Source organism: Neobacillus sp. WH10, from assembly GCF_030123405.1.
GTDB lineage: Bacteria > Bacillota > Bacilli > Bacillales > Cytobacillaceae > Neobacillus.
In genome coordinates this window covers 3,366,544-3,382,782 of sequence record NZ_CP126110.1, presented here as the reverse complement: position 1 = coordinate 3,382,782, position 16,239 = coordinate 3,366,544, and the positions used below count along the sequence as shown (strand labels likewise).

19 protein-coding genes are annotated in these 16,239 nt (G+C 36.3%); 11 read left to right on the top strand and 8 right to left on the bottom strand.

The features are described from left to right. The first annotated feature begins 100 nt into the window (after positions 1-100). Complete coding sequence (locus QNH20_RS16075) at positions 101-1,273, top strand: D-alanyl-D-alanine carboxypeptidase family protein (RefSeq protein ID WP_283918994.1); 1,173 nt, start codon at positions 101-103, stop codon at positions 1,271-1,273. 77 nt (positions 1,274-1,350) lie between these two features. Here the strand turns inward: QNH20_RS16075 and QNH20_RS16070 are convergent, their stop codons facing one another. Then, positions 1,351-1,611, bottom strand: coding sequence for a hypothetical protein (locus QNH20_RS16070; RefSeq protein WP_283918993.1), 261 nt, complete (start codon positions 1,609-1,611; stop codon positions 1,351-1,353). A gap of 174 nt (positions 1,612-1,785) precedes the next feature. Between QNH20_RS16070 and QNH20_RS16065 the strand changes: the two genes are divergently transcribed. Further along, complete coding sequence (locus QNH20_RS16065; RefSeq protein WP_283918992.1) at positions 1,786-2,274, top strand: Hsp20/alpha crystallin family protein; 489 nt, start codon at positions 1,786-1,788, stop codon at positions 2,272-2,274. Positions 2,275-2,396: 122 nt separating this feature from the next. Then, entirely contained in the window at positions 2,397-2,810 is a 414-nt protein-coding gene (locus tag QNH20_RS16060) for a hypothetical protein (protein WP_283918991.1), read from the top strand. A gap of 40 nt (positions 2,811-2,850) precedes the next feature. Here the strand turns inward: QNH20_RS16060 and QNH20_RS16055 are convergent, their stop codons facing one another. Then, positions 2,851-3,093, bottom strand: a complete 243-nt coding sequence (locus tag QNH20_RS16055) for a YkuS family protein (RefSeq protein ID WP_283918990.1) — start codon at positions 3,091-3,093, stop codon at positions 2,851-2,853. 101 nt (positions 3,094-3,194) lie between these two features. Between QNH20_RS16055 and QNH20_RS16050 the strand changes: the two genes are divergently transcribed. Next, positions 3,195-3,335, top strand: a complete 141-nt coding sequence (locus QNH20_RS16050) for a YuzL family protein (RefSeq protein ID WP_283918989.1) — start codon at positions 3,195-3,197, stop codon at positions 3,333-3,335. 159 nt (positions 3,336-3,494) lie between these two features. Here QNH20_RS16050 and QNH20_RS16045 read toward each other — a convergent pair whose 3' ends face one another. Continuing rightward, positions 3,495-5,093, bottom strand: a complete 1,599-nt coding sequence (locus QNH20_RS16045) for an ABC-F family ATP-binding cassette domain-containing protein (RefSeq protein WP_283918988.1) — start codon at positions 5,091-5,093, stop codon at positions 3,495-3,497. A 282-nt stretch (positions 5,094-5,375) separates the two neighbouring features. Here QNH20_RS16045 and QNH20_RS16040 point away from each other — a divergent pair, with 282 nt between their 5' ends. Next, positions 5,376-5,510, top strand: coding sequence for a hypothetical protein (locus QNH20_RS16040; RefSeq protein WP_264760442.1), 135 nt, complete (start codon positions 5,376-5,378; stop codon positions 5,508-5,510). A 56-nt stretch (positions 5,511-5,566) separates the two neighbouring features. Here QNH20_RS16040 and QNH20_RS16035 read toward each other — a convergent pair whose 3' ends face one another. Then, positions 5,567-6,169, bottom strand: a complete 603-nt coding sequence (locus QNH20_RS16035; RefSeq protein ID WP_283918987.1) for an SCO family protein — start codon at positions 6,167-6,169, stop codon at positions 5,567-5,569. Positions 6,170-6,329: 160 nt separating this feature from the next. Here QNH20_RS16035 and QNH20_RS16030 point away from each other — a divergent pair, with 160 nt between their 5' ends. Together QNH20_RS16030 and QNH20_RS16025 are read left to right on the top strand one after the other, a co-directional pair. After that, positions 6,330-6,725, top strand: a complete 396-nt coding sequence (locus tag QNH20_RS16030; protein ID WP_283918986.1) for a CidA/LrgA family protein — start codon at positions 6,330-6,332, stop codon at positions 6,723-6,725. Then, complete coding sequence (locus QNH20_RS16025) at positions 6,709-7,383, top strand: LrgB family protein (RefSeq protein ID WP_283918985.1); 675 nt, start codon at positions 6,709-6,711, stop codon at positions 7,381-7,383. Before QNH20_RS16030 ends, QNH20_RS16025 begins: the two co-directional genes overlap by 17 nt. A gap of 24 nt (positions 7,384-7,407) precedes the next feature. On the opposite strand, the gene QNH20_RS16020 is transcribed toward QNH20_RS16025, so the two are convergent. Continuing rightward, a complete protein-coding gene (locus QNH20_RS16020; RefSeq protein ID WP_283923429.1) occupies positions 7,408-8,094 on the bottom strand; it encodes a Crp/Fnr family transcriptional regulator in 687 nt (228 codons plus the stop codon). A gap of 492 nt (positions 8,095-8,586) precedes the next feature. On the opposite strand from QNH20_RS16020, the gene QNH20_RS16015 reads away from it, so the two are divergent. Next, the gene (locus tag QNH20_RS16015; protein WP_283918984.1) at positions 8,587-10,542 is read left to right on the top strand and encodes an endonuclease MutS2; all 1,956 of its coding nucleotides are present in this window, start codon (positions 8,587-8,589) and stop codon (positions 10,540-10,542) included. Between the two features lie 82 nt (positions 10,543-10,624). Here QNH20_RS16015 and QNH20_RS16010 read toward each other — a convergent pair whose 3' ends face one another. Then, positions 10,625-10,762 carry a hypothetical protein gene (locus QNH20_RS16010; protein WP_283918983.1) on the bottom strand — a complete coding sequence of 46 codons (138 nt, stop codon included), beginning with the start codon at positions 10,760-10,762 and terminating at the stop codon, positions 10,625-10,627. A gap of 85 nt (positions 10,763-10,847) precedes the next feature. Here QNH20_RS16010 and QNH20_RS16005 point away from each other — a divergent pair, with 85 nt between their 5' ends. Further along, a complete protein-coding gene (locus tag QNH20_RS16005; protein ID WP_283923428.1) occupies positions 10,848-11,033 on the top strand; it encodes a cold-inducible protein YdjO-related protein in 186 nt (61 codons plus the stop codon). A gap of 76 nt (positions 11,034-11,109) precedes the next feature. Here QNH20_RS16005 and QNH20_RS16000 read toward each other — a convergent pair whose 3' ends face one another. Together QNH20_RS16000 and yhfH are read right to left on the bottom strand one after the other, a co-directional pair. Then, entirely contained in the window at positions 11,110-11,295 is a 186-nt protein-coding gene (locus QNH20_RS16000; protein ID WP_283918982.1) for a hypothetical protein, read from the bottom strand. A gap of 125 nt (positions 11,296-11,420) precedes the next feature. Further along, positions 11,421-11,555, bottom strand: a complete 135-nt coding sequence (yhfH, locus tag QNH20_RS15995; protein ID WP_283918981.1) for a protein YhfH — start codon at positions 11,553-11,555, stop codon at positions 11,421-11,423. Positions 11,556-11,848: 293 nt separating this feature from the next. Here yhfH and QNH20_RS15990 point away from each other — a divergent pair, with 293 nt between their 5' ends. Both QNH20_RS15990 and fdhF read left to right on the top strand, forming a co-directional pair. Beyond that, a complete protein-coding gene (locus QNH20_RS15990) occupies positions 11,849-13,999 on the top strand; it encodes a PAS domain S-box protein (protein ID WP_283918980.1) in 2,151 nt (716 codons plus the stop codon). Positions 14,000-14,179: 180 nt separating this feature from the next. Beyond that, on the top strand, positions 14,180-16,237 hold the full coding sequence (gene fdhF, locus QNH20_RS15985) for a formate dehydrogenase subunit alpha (protein WP_283918979.1): 2,058 nt from the start codon (positions 14,180-14,182) through the stop codon (positions 16,235-16,237). Positions 16,238-16,239 lie beyond the last annotated feature (2 nt).

Sequence of the window (16,239 nt, the reverse complement as noted above, 5' to 3'; positions counted from 1 at the left end):
GGGCTTGCTAATCAGTGAGTTTTAAAGATATCTCTTTATTTTTTTGAAGAATCTGTTAAAATCAAATAGGGATTAAATGTAAGATTAAGGGTGTTAACTATTGAAAAAATTCGTTTCTGTTTTGATCATCGTACTATTCATATTTACAAATCGAATAAATGTCTTTGCTGCAGGAGCAGATCAGTTGGATTTAAAAAGTGAGGGGGCGGTTCTGTTAGATTCCGATACAGGCGCTGTACTTTTTGCTAAAAATGCCAATGATAAAATGTATCCTGCAAGTCTTACGAAAATTGCAACTGCCATCTATGCAATTGATATGGGCAATTTAGAAAGTATCGTGACCGTCAGTCACAATGCAGTTAGTCAGGACGGGACGCGTGTTTATTTGAATGAAGGAGAACAAGTTCCTTTAAAGAAGCTAATTCAAGGGATGCTTATTAACTCTGGCAACGATGCTGCAGTAGCAATCGCTGAACATATTGATGGAACAGTTGAGCATTTTTCAGAAAATCTAAATATGTATTTGAAAGCGAAGATTGGAGTAAATAATACTCATTTTACCAATCCAAATGGTTTGTTTGATGAGAATCATTATACAACTGCAATGGATTTAGCATTAATAACTAATTATGCTATAAAGAATCCCGTTTTTGCAGAAATCTTTGGAACTAAAGTGCTTGAGTGGAAAGGGCAGTCTTGGGAGACTACACTATTAACCCATCACCGAATGCTTAAAGGTGAGCTTCCATTTCCTGGTGTTACTGGCGGAAAAACCGGTTATACAAGTGAATCAAAACAAACTTTGGCCACAACAGCTGATAACGGAAAAATTAGGTTGACCGCTGTCGTGATGAAGTCTGAGCTAAAGAATGATAAATATAATGATACTGCCTTGCTGTTAGATTACGGTTATAACACTTTTCAGCATGCAACAATCAAACAAGGAGAAATTTTTAAAGCTGATAATAATTTTTTTTATCCTGAAAACGATACCTTAATTACCGAGAGTGTTAAGGGATGCATAAAAAAGATTAATAATGATGGGATGCTGTCGATTGAAGATCAAGATGGTCAGCAGATTCAGTCGTTACAATTAAAATATAAGGAGCCGCAAAAGTTAAAGACAGTTCCAACAAAAAGAGAAAAACCAAAAGAGCATAAACAACAGCTTTTTCAAGTTAATGTAATATTGGGAATGATGATTATCGCATTTGCAGGTGCTTTTATTGGTTTCCGAAATAAACGGACTAGAAAATACAAAAATCTTTCATGAAAAAAGCCATGGAAAGGATCGTTCCTTTCCGTGGCTTTTTTGGCCGATAGGACTTCCTATCTGAGGGTTTTTAAATGTCATGTTTCATTATCAATCGTAATGGGCCGAGAGTCGAAAGAGGAGAGGGAGTCGATTTGGTCTTTATCGTCGACAAAACTTCTTGTTCCAACGATGTTACTTTTATCGCCAAAATTTTGCCCAAAGCCCTGGTTCTTTTTATCTGAATTATGCCATTCGGCCAAAAGGTTTTGACCAATATTTACTGCTGAAGCATTTTCAAAGGAATTAATTTTAATCATAAATATATTTATATTAATATATGGAGCCGGTGCTGGCATGTGATCTCCTCCTTATACTTGTTTTTAAATATATGCGTTTTTTAAACGGTTATGTAGCAGGAGTAATAGTTGGATTAAATTCCGAAACTGATTCGTAATATGAAAGTAGGGAAATTAAATAAATGCTTTCTTGAGTACCCCACACATTTTAAAGGGAAGAAAGGGGGGGGATCGATGGATATGGAAAAATTAAAACAATGGATGGACATTGCTAAAAATATGCATGGAGGAGACTTCTGGAATAATATTTTTGATCAAGATTTCGCCAAGCAATTTATGAATGACCAACAAAATAATCAGCGTTTTTCAAGCCCGGAGGGACAATCTACCCGAGAAGAAAAAAATTCACGAACATTCCCCGCTATTGATTTATTAGAGAGTGAGCAGGAGGTTATTGTCATGATTGAGCTTCCAGGGGTGATGAAAGAAAATCTTGAATTGGGTCTAAATGGTAATATGCTAACCATTAAAGGTAAAGCCTTACCTATCCATCCACATTTAAATATAACCTATTCTGAAAGATTTTATGGTGAATTTCAAAGACAGATAACGTTACCGGATACTGTTAGTCCCAATCAATTAGGTGCAAAATTTTGGAACGGAATCTTATTTGTAAGTTATCAACGAACGGTTGAAAAAGGAGAAATCATTCCTATCGACTAAAAGTTTAAGACTTTCGTTGGAGAATCGAACATATTTTTTGTTCGTCCTTTAAAGATTGGACATGTTAAGCTGTTTGCCCCATATAAATGTAAGTAAGGTGTAAAATAAGGGAGTTTGTGAGCATGTCATTAAAAGATTTATTCCTTATATTCCGGAAAAATGATGTTGAAAAGGAATTAAAGAAAAAATTGTTTTCCTTAGAAATGAATATTGAGGAGATGAAAAAAACGCTTCAAGGCTTCCAAGAACAAGGTTTGCCAGGAAAGGTGATCCCTTCAAAGGATCCACCAATCATCATTGAAAAAATTAATATTGAAAAAATCATTTTAGATAAATACGAGCTAAATAATAATTTTGGCCAGCTTGGAATCAAAGAATTAAAGGGTAAGTTGAATATTGGGGCAACGTATGGAAGTGAGTTTACACCAAAGTTAGATGATGAAGTAAAGGTTGAAAACAATCAAAAAGAAAAATTGAAAAAGCCTTCTTCAGAAAAAGGCCCTAGGGTTAATATTCAAGCAAAGAAGGAGATTTAAAAAGACTAAAGTTTGAATCCTTTAGTCTTTCAAAATGTAATTATTGAAGCCGGCTATCGACCTGCTGGCATACTTCATCTGCTGACATTCCATTCGCATCAATAACAGATCCTTTTGTAAAGGTATCCTGCATTCCCATCACGTTTGAATCAAGGCCGGTAACAACACAGCAATCACAATTTTGCGCATCTGACTCCTGCTTCAGCTCTACCACGTCATAACCTTTTTCCCTTAGTGCTTGTTGAATATTTGTAAGAGATTGTTCTACTCCAACTTTTGCCATACAAAACACCTCCTCCTGTAAATTATCATGCCTAAGATTACGGTAAATATTCCGTATAGTGAGAGATAAATTTCCAAAAGATAATACGGGAGGTGTGTCAAATGGGAAAACGAAGTAAACGGAAAGCTGACCCATCCACAATTGGGCTTAGCTCACCACAAGTAGAGGGTCAGGGAACAACCATGACTGAAACAGGTTCAAGAACTGAACCATCTTCAAGAAAAAAACAAAAGAGGTATTAAAATAAAAGAAGAGGATGGCCGGGAAGGTTTAAACCTCCTGAAACATCCTCATCCTTGATTATTGATACATTTCCGATACCTGGCCGATAGGAAAGGATGACTTTCCTATCAGGCATAAGTGCAACTACGCCTTTGTCTTCGCCAATCGGCGAGGTTTCTTTACTTTTGAGTTTCCTCGTTTTCCAGGTATTCATCATAGGTCATTTGCTTATCTACTAAGCCATTTGGTGTAAATTCAAAAATTCGGTTGGCAATCGTTTGAATGAACTGATGATCGTGTGAAGCAAAAAGCATCGAACCCTTGAAATTGATTAATCCGTTATTAAGTGCCGTGATTGATTCTAAGTCTAAATGGTTTGTTGGTTCATCAAGCAGCAAGACGTTTGCCCCATTTAGCATCATTTTTGAGAGCATACAGCGAACTTTTTCTCCTCCGGAAAGGACACTTGCTTTCTTTAAAACTTCTTCCCCGGAAAATAACATTCTTCCTAAAAATCCCCGCAAGAAGCTTTCACTATCATCCTTCGGAGAGAATTGACGCAGCCAATCCACAAGGCTTAGCTCACTGTTCTCAAAATACTCGGAGTTATCCTTAGGGAAGTAAGCCTGGGAAGTAGTAATACCCCACTTAAATGTGCCGCTATCAGCTTCCATTTCACCCATTAGTATTTTAAAAAGAGTGGTTTTTGCAACTTCATTTGTACCGACAAGAGCAATTTTATCTCCCTTATTCATAAAAAAGCTGATGTTATCAAGAACCTTAACCCCATCAATGGTTTTTGTTAAACCTTCAACACGTAACAAGTCATTGCCAATTTCCCGATCAGGAGTAAAACCAACAAATGGATACCGGCGGGATGATGGTCTGATATCATCTAGTGTGATTTTTTCTAATAGCTTTTTCCGAGAGGTTGCTTGCTTAGATTTAGAGGCATTTGCACTAAAACGGGCAATAAAGCTTTGCAGTTCTTTAATTTTTTCTTCTTTCTTTTTATTTGCATCCGTTGCCATTCTTGATGCCAACTGACTTGATTCATACCAAAAATCATAGTTCCCGACATAGATTTGAATTTTACTGAAATCCAAGTCAGCGATATGCGTACAAACTTTATTTAAGAAATGACGGTCATGGGATACGACAATTACGGTATTTTCAAAATTTATTAAGAACTCTTCGAGCCATTGAATGGCTTTAATGTCTAAGTGGTTTGTCGGCTCGTCAAGAAGTAAAACATCAGGTCTGCCAAACAATGCCTGTGCAAGCAATACTTTTACTTTTTCAGATCCTGTTAATTCAGCCATTTTTTTGTCATGAAGATCTTCGCCAATCCCAAGTCCTTTTAACAGAATTGCTGCTTCAGGCTCTGCTTCCCAACCGTTTAATTCAGCAAATTCACCTTCTAGTTCTGCAGCCTTCATGCCATCTTCATCAGTAAAATTTTCTTTCATATAAATGGCGTCTTTTTCCTGCATGACTTGATAAAGTCTTGTATGGCCCATAATGACGGTTTTTAAGACTTCAAATTCCTCGTATTCAAAATGGTTCTGTTTTAATACTGCCATCCGTTCATTTGGTCCGAGTTGAACAGTACCAGTTTGAGCTTCAATCTCCCCTGACAAAATTTTCAAAAAGGTTGATTTCCCGGCCCCATTAGCCCCGATTAGCCCATAGCAATTACCTGGTGTAAATTTGATGTTTACATCTTCGAATAATTTACGGTCACCATATCTTAAACTTACGTTACTTACAGTAATCATGATAAAAAAATCCTCCAAAAAACATTTTGCTTTAAATTATACCATTAAAATTAGAGAAGAGCGAATTTTTTCAAGAAAGGTGGGGGTGATAAGAAAAAAATTCTAAAAAATTCTTTCCATTTTCACACTTTATTCATATTTTTGTTGTAGAATTGGTTTTATAAGAAGGGGAAACGTGCTGAATCGGAACCCCTTATAGATGGTACATGAGGCATTGTTGCACTTTTGCACTCAGAATTTGCTAAATAAATTCTGATTAGCCAATTAAAGAAGGTGAGAAGTATGGCAAAAAAACAGCTTACTGAACTCGTAAACAAGTTAAAAAAAGCAGGTATAAAAGCGAGTCTAACCAAACCAAAGTCCAATTACCTTTTATCATTGCAGCAAATTAAAAAATACCCTTCATCCGTGAATTAAATTAGAAAAATTGGCATTGAAAAGCGATTAATCCTGGGGACTAACCGCTTTTTTTATTACTCTATTTTATCGATGATTTTATCATAAACCTCTTGTTTATTAAATTCTTTCCCCATTGGAAACTTTGCGATAAATTTGTTGTTTTCATCAACCAAATAAGTGAAGGTTGAATGGACAAATTGCCCATTTCCCGGGTCTTTGTATTGAAATTGCAATGCATCTGTAACTTTTCTAATCTCTTTTTGATCTTTTTTTATATTTTGCTTTTCCCCAGTTAAGAATACCCAAGCGTTGTCATTATTTATTCCAAACCCTTGTCTATATTTTTGTAAAATTTCTGGAGTGTCACGATAGGGGTCAATCGTAATCGTGATAAATTCAATATCCTTACCATAAACACCTTTTTTAATTAAATCCTTTTTCAATTCGACCATCTTTTGTGTTGTGGTTGGACAGACATCAGGACAATGGGTGTAAATAAATTCGATTAGCTTTAATTTGGTATTATCCTTGCCAAAATTATATTTATCACCATTTTGATTAATCAAAGTGACATCTTTTGGAATTGATGCATTTGCATCTCGAATTAGAAAATAAGAAATTCCACCTGCAATCCCCAGGAACACAGCAAGACTGCAAATTAGATAGATTTTTTTCATCAAGATCCCCTCCTACAAATAAGATAAAGAAGTTTCTCAGAAAAAGATATGGATAATTTGTGAACAAAAGTGGGTGCGTCAGGATCGTAATTCCTTTATACTGTAATATTATTACGTATATTTGAAAAATCAGTTTATTTCGGGGAGACAGGTGGTTAAAATGATGAAAAGCGTTTGGAAATTTTCTATTCAAATGTTATTTCTTATCTTGGTCTATCAGGTTGGGAATTGGACAGCCCGATTCTTTCATTTACAAATTCCTGGAAACGTCATTGGTATTGTTCTATTGTACGTCTTACTTTGGTTGGGTGTCATTAAGCTTGAACAAATTGAATTGGCATCAGGGTGGCTATTGAAACATCTTGGCTTCTTTTTTATTCCGATTTCAGTTGGTCTTATGACACTAGGAGATATTTTCGTGGCGAAGGGCTTGCCGTTTTTATTTGTCCTTATATTCAGCGCATTTATAGGACTATTGTTTGCAGGGAAAGTTACCCAAACCGTAATAATGAAAAATGCGAAGGAAAAAGTAAATTTTCATGATCACGCTATATAGTATTCTCATAACCGTTTCTGTTTATCTGTGTGTACAATTTTTAGCAAAAAAATATTCTTCACCGTTAACAAGTCCTGTTTTCTTAAGCACAATAATTATTATCACCCTATTGGTTGTTTCTAATATTTCTTTTGATGAATACATGCCTGCAAAAACAATCATGACCTATTTACTTGGCCCGGCAACAGTGGCCCTTGCTGTCCCAATTTATAAAAATCGTGAGCTGTTTACAAAATATTTCGGTGCGGCATTTATTGGGCTATCCATCGGAATTGTTACCACCATTACATCTGCCATTTTATTGGCCAAGTTGCTAAAACTCTCGAACATGTTTATCATTGCGTTTACCGTTAAATCTGTTACTGTACCGGTAGCAACGGAAATTGGGCGGATTATTGATGGAAATCTCTCTCTCATAGCTGCATTTGTGATTATTACGGGAATGATTGGAGCGATGTTTGGTGCTAAGCTTTTGAACTTGTTCAAAATCCATCATCCATTTGCCCGAGGATTGGCTATTGGAACAATTGCACATGGTATCGGAACCGCTGAGGCGGTAAAAGAAGGGGAGGTTCAAGGCGCTGTAGCAGGTGCAGCTATGGGGATTGCAGCCGTTTTAACCTCGATTATCATCCCGTTTATTATCAAATTGATATAATAAAAAGCTTTCTTATCTGACTCCTTAATCGATATTACAAATTGAAATAGGACAATTTTCACAATCGTTCTCTCGTCTTAAATACTCAATATTATGAATAATAATCATTTTTTGGTCAATAGAGATGACACCCTTTTTCTTTAAATCTGCAAGTAATCTGCTGACTATCTCCCTAGCTGTTCCACAAAAGTTGGCCAAATCTTGATTGGTTAACGCAACAGAAATATGGATGCCGTCATCTTTTTCAATTCCATAGCTATTTGATAAACGAATTAAAGTTGAGTAAAGTGCCCCTTTTTTGCCGAAGAGCACTAAATCGCGAAACTTAGTAATCGTCCTACGGAAATGATCGTTCATCCATTTTAAAAATAAATAGGCAAGCTGACTGTTTTGAAAGAGAGCACTTTCTAACGAAGTTAAATTTATTGCGGCAACCGTAGAGTCGACAAGAACCTTTGCGTTAAAAATATATTTAGGGTCTTCCGTATATAATGTTAATTCGCCAACGATTTCATTTGCTGAACATAAACGTAAGTAAAGTTCCTGACCTTCTGCGTTCATTTTTGAAATTTGGATCTTTCCAGATAGAATCAAGAACATCTCAGACGCTGATTGTCCTTCTCGAAACAAAAAAGACCCTTTTTTCACATCTATTGTTCTTCCGGCTTTTTGTAAAAGTTCGATTAATTCACTTGTATGCTGGTTTTCCATTTGTTTTTTATTCATACTAACCACCTTAAACGTTCATCGTACATATGACTATCATAAACCTTAAACGAGTAGGAAAATAGGCACTTTTGAATCATGAATGTTAAAGGTTTTTGAATTTTTTCAACTAATAGCCAGTTGACAAATGTTTCTATTTACCTTATTCTTTAATGGAATCTAAATTTTCTGATAAGGGAGTATGTTTTATGTTAGGTGTTGTTCTTAACTAATCCAATCAATTGGAATCGTTCATTCCAGTCATCCCCCGTTCAAAATGAGCTGAATGGAGGGCTTGTTTAGTATGGAATGAAGTTAAGAACAATGAGGCTAGGCATAAGCATACATCTTTTTTCCAATGTAGCTGTGTACACTCGTGTAGACAGTTTTTATTTTGGATAAATTTTGGTGTGAAAAATGAGTGGAGGCCCCGCTCATCACTTTTGGCCGCAATGACATTGTTCATTGCGGCTATTTTTATTTTAGGAGGATACTAAAGTGAATAAGCATACTTTTAAAAGTTTGGAATTTCAGCAAATAAAAACAATAATCGCCAACTTTGCTTTAACGAAAGAAGGAAAAGAAAAAATTGAGTGTTTGACGCCGTCAACAAATAAAAAACAAATTGAAGCCTGGCTTGATGAGGTTTCTGAAGCTGTTGAGATTTTGAAAAAGAGTGCCAGTGTTCCAGTTCATGGATTAGACGGAATGAAATCTCTGTTAAATAATATGAATAAGGGAGTCGTCCTCAGGATTGATCAGCTAGCGAAACTTTCAGATTTTTTGGATTGCTGCGGAAAAATGCGGAGATACATGAAGGATAAAGAGATTTATGCTCCAAGGGTATCCTCTTATGTGGAGAGTATTAATGAATTACCCGAGCTTTCAGCTGAAATTATTCGTTGTATCCGTAATGGCCGTGTGGATGATTATGCAAGTAAGGAACTATTAAAAGTAAGAAAACAAATCACGATTCAAGAGGAACGCCTAAAAGAAAAAACATTACAGTTAATCCGTTCGAATAAGTATAAAACCTATTTGCAGGAAAATGTCATAAGTCAAAGAAATGGTAGATATGTCATTCCAATAAAGAAGGAATATCGGAACAAAATAAAAGGGACGGTGTTAGATACATCCGCATCAGGTTCAACTCTTTTTATCGAGCCAGAAGAAATTGCGATATATCAAGATCAAGTAACATGGCTCCTCGCTGATGAAGAGTCCGAGGTGGAAAAGGTTCTGAACTATCTAACAGGATTGGTAGAAGATAAGGAACAGCAAATTCGTTTAGCGATTGAAACGATGGTTCATTATGATTTTTTATTTGCTAAAGCGAAGTATAGCAGGTCAATTAATGGCAATAAGGTAGATATTAATGAAACAGGTGATTTGGAATTGAAGCAAGCGAGGCACCCCCTTTTAGGTGAAAAGGCAGTTCCATTGTCATTTTATTTGGAAAGAGAGCAGCGTGCTTTAGTAATTACCGGACCAAATACTGGCGGCAAAACGGTTACAATCAAAACCGTCGGCCTATTATCCTTAATGGTTCAATGTGGACTGCACGTCCCTGCATCAGAAGAAAGCAACTTAAGTATTTTTGAGCGGATCTTAGTGGATATTGGAGATGGTCAAAGTATAACTGAAAATTTAAGTACATTTAGTTCAAGAATTGTCAATATCATCGAAATTTTACAAGAAACGAATGATCGAACATTGGCATTATTAGATGAACTTGGTTCAGGGACTGACCCTGGAGAAGGGATGGGGCTTGCGACAGCAATCTTAGAAACTCTTTATGAAAAAGGGTCGACGATACTGGCAACGACACATTATAGTGAGATAAAAGAGTTCGCAGAAGCGCATCAAGGTTTTATCAATGGGTCCATGGAGTTCGATTTAACAACGCTAAGCCCGACATACCGCTTGACTATTGGCAGAGGAGGAGAGAGCCAAGCTTTTGCTATTGCTTTAAAGCTTGGAATTCATCCGAAAATCATCGAAAGAGCACATCACATCACTTATAAGGAAGATAAGCGATATACAACAGAAATTACTGATGCATGGAAGCTTAGGGAACTAGATAAACAGGTGATTATCAATAAATATCGACATCGAAATAATATGCTAAAAAAGGAAGTGAAGGTACCACTCTATAATCAAGGTGACAATGTAAAAATATCGCCAACAAATGAGTTTGGCATTATCTATACTGGGCCGGATCTGTACGGAAATTATATAGTACAAATAAGAGGAGAAAAGGTTTCGATCAACCATAAAAGGATCGCTCTCTATATCGCAGCAAATGAATTGTATCCTGATGATTATGATTTCGATATTATTTTTGAATCAAAGGAAAACCGTAAAAAAAGCAAACTTCTAGCAAAAGGACATGAGGAAAGTATCACGATAGATTATACAGAAAATCAAACCCTAGGTTACAAAAAACAAAACTAATCGATAAAGGATGTCTCAAACGGAGCAGTCTGATGATCGAAAAAAAGAAGAGTAAAAAACGGAACGAAACGGTTCCGCTTTTTTACTGTTTCTTTTGAAGATATCTTTCTGCAAGCAATTTTTTGACTTCATTATAACTTAAGCCGGACTGGCTGTTTAATCGTTTCACTTCCTTGATATCTGTTCCTGCCTTTGTGTATCGTTTATTATGGAAAGCCATTGTTTTTTGACCACTCCTAAGAAAAAAATTTCTGGAAATGAAAAGTTCCTTTTTGGACATACTAGGATAAAAGGAGGCGGTTCCCATTTTTTACGGAAAAAGAGCTAAAGAAGAAGAAATAGAAACCATACTTGTGGATACAGAAATCTACTCTTGTATGGATGATTCCTGTATTGGCTGGATGAGAAAGGATTTTGTCGCCGATGACTTGCTTTGTCCGATGTGCGGGAATGAAATGATACAGGAAATAAGAGAGCTTCCGAAAATCTAATAAGGATTCAGCTTCCAAAGACTGTCACAAATTGGGGACAGTCTTTTATTCTTTACTTATTAGCTCACATCACCGATTAGAGGTTTTCATTTTGCTGGCGAATTTCATCCCCGGTTATTATGGTGTTGGCTTCCTCAAGAAACTTGTGATCGTCAACGGAATTCCCTGCCACATTCTTTTTATTTGGAAAAATCGAGCCATTAGAAATTGTCATTTGATGTTCTTTTGCTGTTGGGGTTAAATACTCTTCCTTCTTAGCCATGCAAATCATCTCCTTAAATAAAGGTTTTGCTTTAAGAAAATGGATTATGCCTGCCTATTTATCTCCAAAACGGAAATATTTTGAAACAACAAAAAACTCTCCTATAAACGGAGAGTTCTTGTTAATTACTCTTCTCTTTTAGATAGACAGCGATCGCATTCCATTAAATAGCTTTCAGCTTGTTCCTCCATATTCTGACCACATTCTGGACATTCCTTTTTTGGCAGGTTGCGGAAAAATTCTACTGGACTCATTAACATCTTAAAACTCCTCCTTTATTAATACAGTTTATTAAATTTGTTATTGTTATAGTACAGTATAAACAAAAAAATCTAAATTGTGTAGACTTTTTTTAAAAATATTTGCCTTAAATTTAAAAATAAGACTTTTATCACAAAAATCTATTTAACCCTTATCCATGTTTATATATAATGATGAACGGATATAGGGTAAAAATAAATGGGAAAGCTAGAAAATTATTGCTTCCATACGCATCTACTTTACATTACAATCATAGTAGAAATTCATTGTTGAAAAAGGGGGGTGCTGGTTAATGAATGCGTTGCTTGGGACTTTTAATCCATATTTCATTATTATTGCCATCGGTTTAACCATCATGGCATCATATACAGCATTGGATATGTTTACTTTAATAAGGTCTTCTTACCATAATAAGCGGCTTCTCTTTCTTGGTGGAACATTTTCAATGGGTATTGGAATATGGGTCATGAATTTTATTGCACTTATTTCAGCAGATACAAATCGGTTTGCAAGCTATAATATTCCGCTTACGATTCTTGCAATGTTTATTGGAATTGCCTTTACCGGAATTGCTTTCCTTGCGTTTTTTGGCAAAACTATTCGATTCTATCATTTACTTGTCGGCAGCTTATTTTTAACCTTTGCTGTTATTGCGACTCAAGTGATCAGTTTATATGCCATGAATGTAAATATTAAATACAATATTGTACTGCTAATATTTTTAGGATTATTAATTTTTTGTTCATTTTTATTTTCTTTGTGGATTCTTTTTTCATCAAGCTACTCCCAAGGAAATCAGGGTTGGTTAAAACCGGTAAGTGTATTAATTATTTCAGGAACAATTGCTGAAGGTCATTTTCTTTTACAACGGGCTGAGATCATGACAAGTGAAGTGGTAAATGGCTCGAACGCAAATAGTCCATTCTTTATTTATTTGGTCTTATTTGTATCTGTTTTAATCACCGGAGGTTTGATTATTTCGAGTACTTTGAAAAGTAAACAATTAGCAGCAACGGATACAAACTTAAAGGACATTAAAGCTGCACTTGATGCTGCGGCCATTGTGGCGATTACAGATCCACATGGAACAATTGTTTATATAAATGATAAATTTGAAGAAATTTCAAAGTATAAGAAGGAAGAGATCATTGGTAAGAATCACCGAATTTTAAACTCAGATTATCATCCAAAAGATTTTTTTCAACATCTTTGGAAAACGATCCAATCAGGTCAGGTTTGGCGTGGAGAGATAAGAAATAAAGCAAAGGATGGTTCGTTTTATTGGGTTGACACTACCATTGTTCCTTTTTTGAATAATAAAGGTAAACCTGTTCAATATATCGCTATCCGCTCAGATATTTCTGATCGAAAAAGGGCAGAGGAGCACCTCAAAGAGACAATAAAAGAGAATACTGATATAAAATTTGCTTTAGATCAATCTTCCATTGTTGCCTTTACAGATTCAAAAGGAAAAATCACCAGCGTAAACGAAAAGTTTTGTGAGATATCAAAGTATAGTCGTGAAGAATTAATAGGAAAAGATCATAATATCCTTAATTCAGGTTACCACAGTAAGGAATACTTCAAAAACCTTTGGAAAACAATTGGGGAAGGTAATGTATGGAAAGGTGAAATAAGAAATAAAGCTAAGGATGGGACCTTTTATTGGGTGGATACCACGATCGTTCCTTTTATAAATGAAGCTGGAAGGCCGTACCAATATTTAGCCATTCGTAATGATATAACGGAACGGAAGAAAACAGAAGAAGTTCTTCACCGCCAAGATAAACTTGCTGCAGTGGGTCAATTGGCAGCAGGTGTCGCTCACGAAATTCGCAATCCACTAACCTCTATGAAGGGGTATACAGAATTCTTACAGTTAGATGAGAAAAATCCAGATCGGTTAGAGTTTTTGAATATTATTCTTGATGAGATTGAACGGGTAAATAACATCGTTGAGGACTTTATGGTGTTAGCTAAACCAAAGGCAGTGGAATTAGAAGAAAAGAATGTCGTTCCGGTAATTAGAGACGTCATTTCACTACTTGAATTTGAAGCGAGGAAGAGGAATGTCCACTTGTTATTTGATTGTAATCAAGAGATTATTCAAATTGATTGTGACGAGAATCGCTTAAAGCAGGTTTTTCTAAACTTTATTAAAAATGGAATCGAAGCAATGCCAAAAGGTGGAGATTTGCACGTTAAAACGTTTACTCATGATAATAATGTACAAATCTCGATTCAGGATTTTGGGGTAGGTATTCCTAAAGATAAATTGCAGAAACTTGGTGAGCCATTTTACACAACTAAGAGGAATGGTAATGGCCTAGGATTAATGGTTAGCTTTAAAATTATTGAAAGTCATCACGGTAAAGTGTTTGTTGAAAGTGAGCCAAATAAAGGAACAACCTTCAATATATTATTACCTGCAAAAATTGCGTGAAAACGAGAGATACACTCTCGTTTTTTTTTATACGGAGATAAACGGTCACTTGCGCTTTTCTTATCCAATTTCTTCTTTTTAAAAATAGACAAATTTTTTTAAAAAAAGGAGCCTACAAACGTATTAAATAGATTAATATGGTTATATAGATAGTTATGTTTTTAATGGGGAGGGAATAAAGTGGGTGAAGCAAGTTTTGTAAAAACAATCTGCGGATACTGTGGTACTGGATGCGGCTTAATCCTTGAAGTTCAGGATAATAAAATTATGAAAATCCGCGGAGATAAAGAGGCACCTGTTAATAAAGGGCAAACATGTGTAAAGGGTGCTTTTGCCTATGAATATGTCCATGCTAAAAATAGATTAACATCACCGCTTATCAAAAAAGCCGGCCAGCTTGTTGAAACAACATGGGATGAGGCCTATCAATTCATCGCTAAAAAACTATCAGAAATTAAAACTGATTGGGGCCCAAATGCGATTAGTATATTTGCTTGTGCGAGAAGCACTAACGAATCCAACTTTATTACGCAAAAATTCATGAGGACAGTAATTCAAAGTAACAATATTGATGGTTGTAACCGTACATGACACGCTCCTAGCGTTGCCGGTCTGGCAACTGTTTTTGGAAGTGGTTTCCCGACGAATACTCTTGAAGATTTTGAAAAGGCAGAAGTATTGCTGTTGATGGGGTCAAACACGACTGAAGCCCATCCAATTATTGCGAATCGAATGAAAAAGGCGGTAAAATCAGGTCTAAAGATTATTGTAATTGATCCAAGAAAAATTGATATGGTAAAAGTAGCTCATCGTCATCTACAAATCAATGTTGGTTCAGATATCGCCCTTATTAATGCACTCCTTCACGTTATTATAAAGGAAGGTCTTTATAATCCTGTGTTTGTAGAGCAGTTTACAATTGATTTTGATCGGTTGCAAAAACAGGTTGAGCCATATACACCTGAGTATGCAGCTGTGATCACAGGTCTAAGTGAGGAAGATATTGTGGCAACCGCACGGGAATATGCTTCATCAAGCGGTTCGATGATTGCCTACACACTCGGGATTACCGAGCATCATTGCGGTGTAAACAATGTATTTGATATTGCAAATTTAGCCTTATTAACTGGGAACATAGGAAAACAAGGTACAGGCATAATGCCATTAAGAGGGCAAAATAATGTCCAAGGTGCAGGTGATATGGGATGCTTGCCAAACCAATTGGCTGGAGCGATGAACTTAGCAAATGAGGAGTTTCGAGTCCGATATGAAAAGGAATGGAATGTAAAATTAAATCCGCAAGCTGGAGATACACAAACACGTACCTTTGATCGTTTAGAAATGGGAGAGTTAAAGGCTCTTTATGTTATTGGTGAAAATCCACTCCTTGCTGATGTTCATATGAATCATACGAAAAAATTGTTTGAAAAGCTTGATTTATTAATTGTCCAAGACATATTCCTAACGGAAACGGCGAAAATGGCAGATGTTGTATTGCCTGCTCGTTCTTGGGGAGAGGTCGATGGAACCTATACGAATACAGACCGAAGAATTCAACGCGTTCGTAAGGCAGTCGATGCACACCCAAATGTGAAGGAAGACTGGGAAATTCTTTGCGAGCTTTCTACTATTATGGGATATCCGATGCACTATCAAAATAGTGAGGAAATTTGGGATGAAGTGAGGAAGCTTGCATGGGAGATGTACGGCGGCATATCCTACGAGAGGCTTGAAAACGAGTACAGCATTCATTACCCATGTCCAGATGAAAACCATCCAGGAACATTAATAATGCATGAGCGGTTTCATTCTCCCCAGCCGATTGTTAAAAAGTCACCATTTGTCCCAGTGGACTATACGGAACCATTAGAATTGCCCGACGCGGAATATCGATTTACGTTAACAACAGGAAGGCGTTATGAGTCTTATAATACCCATACACAGACACGTCACTATGCAGCAGGAGTCAAAGTGAAACAAACAGAAGAAACGGTTGATATCCATCCAGATGATGCAGCTGCACTTGGTATTACTGACGGTGAAGTAGTACAGGTTCGTTCCAGAAGAGGGGAGCTTGAGGTAAAGGCAAAGATTACAGAACAAGTGGTTCCTGGCCTTGTATTCATGAGTTTTCACTGGAGTGAAACGCCAACCAACGTATTAACTCTAAATGAGTATGACCCTATCTCCGGAACTGCTGAATATAAAGCATGTGCGGTTGCAATCTCGAAGGTTTAAAA

What these genes read in the sequence shown, in the direction of transcription:
- QNH20_RS16065 (WP_283918992.1), top strand. Translation starts at nt 1,786, where the DNA reads ATGGATATGGAAAAATTAAAACAATGGATGGACATTGCTAAAAATATG.
- yhfH (WP_283918981.1), bottom strand. Translation starts at nt 11,555, where the DNA reads ATGTTAATGAGTCCAGTAGAATTTTTCCGCAACCTGCCAAAAAAGGAA.
- QNH20_RS16020 (WP_283923429.1), bottom strand. Translation starts at nt 8,094, where the DNA reads ATGGAAAACCAGCATACAAGTGAATTAATCGAACTTTTACAAAAAGCC.
- QNH20_RS16000 (WP_283918982.1), bottom strand. Translation starts at nt 11,295, where the DNA reads ATGGCTAAGAAGGAAGAGTATTTAACCCCAACAGCAAAAGAACATCAA.
- QNH20_RS16045 (WP_283918988.1), bottom strand. Translation starts at nt 5,093, where the DNA reads ATGATTACTGTAAGTAACGTAAGTTTAAGATATGGTGACCGTAAATTA.
- QNH20_RS16035 (WP_283918987.1), bottom strand. Translation starts at nt 6,169, where the DNA reads ATGAAAAAAATCTATCTAATTTGCAGTCTTGCTGTGTTCCTGGGGATT.
- QNH20_RS16040 (WP_264760442.1), top strand. Translation starts at nt 5,376, where the DNA reads ATGGCAAAAAAACAGCTTACTGAACTCGTAAACAAGTTAAAAAAAGCA.
- QNH20_RS16050 (WP_283918989.1), top strand. Translation starts at nt 3,195, where the DNA reads ATGGGAAAACGAAGTAAACGGAAAGCTGACCCATCCACAATTGGGCTT.
- QNH20_RS16025 (WP_283918985.1), top strand. Translation starts at nt 6,709, where the DNA reads ATGATCACGCTATATAGTATTCTCATAACCGTTTCTGTTTATCTGTGT.
- QNH20_RS16060 (WP_283918991.1), top strand. Translation starts at nt 2,397, where the DNA reads ATGTCATTAAAAGATTTATTCCTTATATTCCGGAAAAATGATGTTGAA.
- QNH20_RS16055 (WP_283918990.1), bottom strand. Translation starts at nt 3,093, where the DNA reads ATGGCAAAAGTTGGAGTAGAACAATCTCTTACAAATATTCAACAAGCA.
- QNH20_RS16030 (WP_283918986.1), top strand. Translation starts at nt 6,330, where the DNA reads ATGATGAAAAGCGTTTGGAAATTTTCTATTCAAATGTTATTTCTTATC.
- QNH20_RS16010 (WP_283918983.1), bottom strand. Translation starts at nt 10,762, where the DNA reads ATGGCTTTCCATAATAAACGATACACAAAGGCAGGAACAGATATCAAG.
- QNH20_RS16070 (WP_283918993.1), bottom strand. Translation starts at nt 1,611, where the DNA reads ATGCCAGCACCGGCTCCATATATTAATATAAATATATTTATGATTAAA.
- QNH20_RS15990 (WP_283918980.1), top strand. Translation starts at nt 11,849, where the DNA reads ATGAATGCGTTGCTTGGGACTTTTAATCCATATTTCATTATTATTGCC.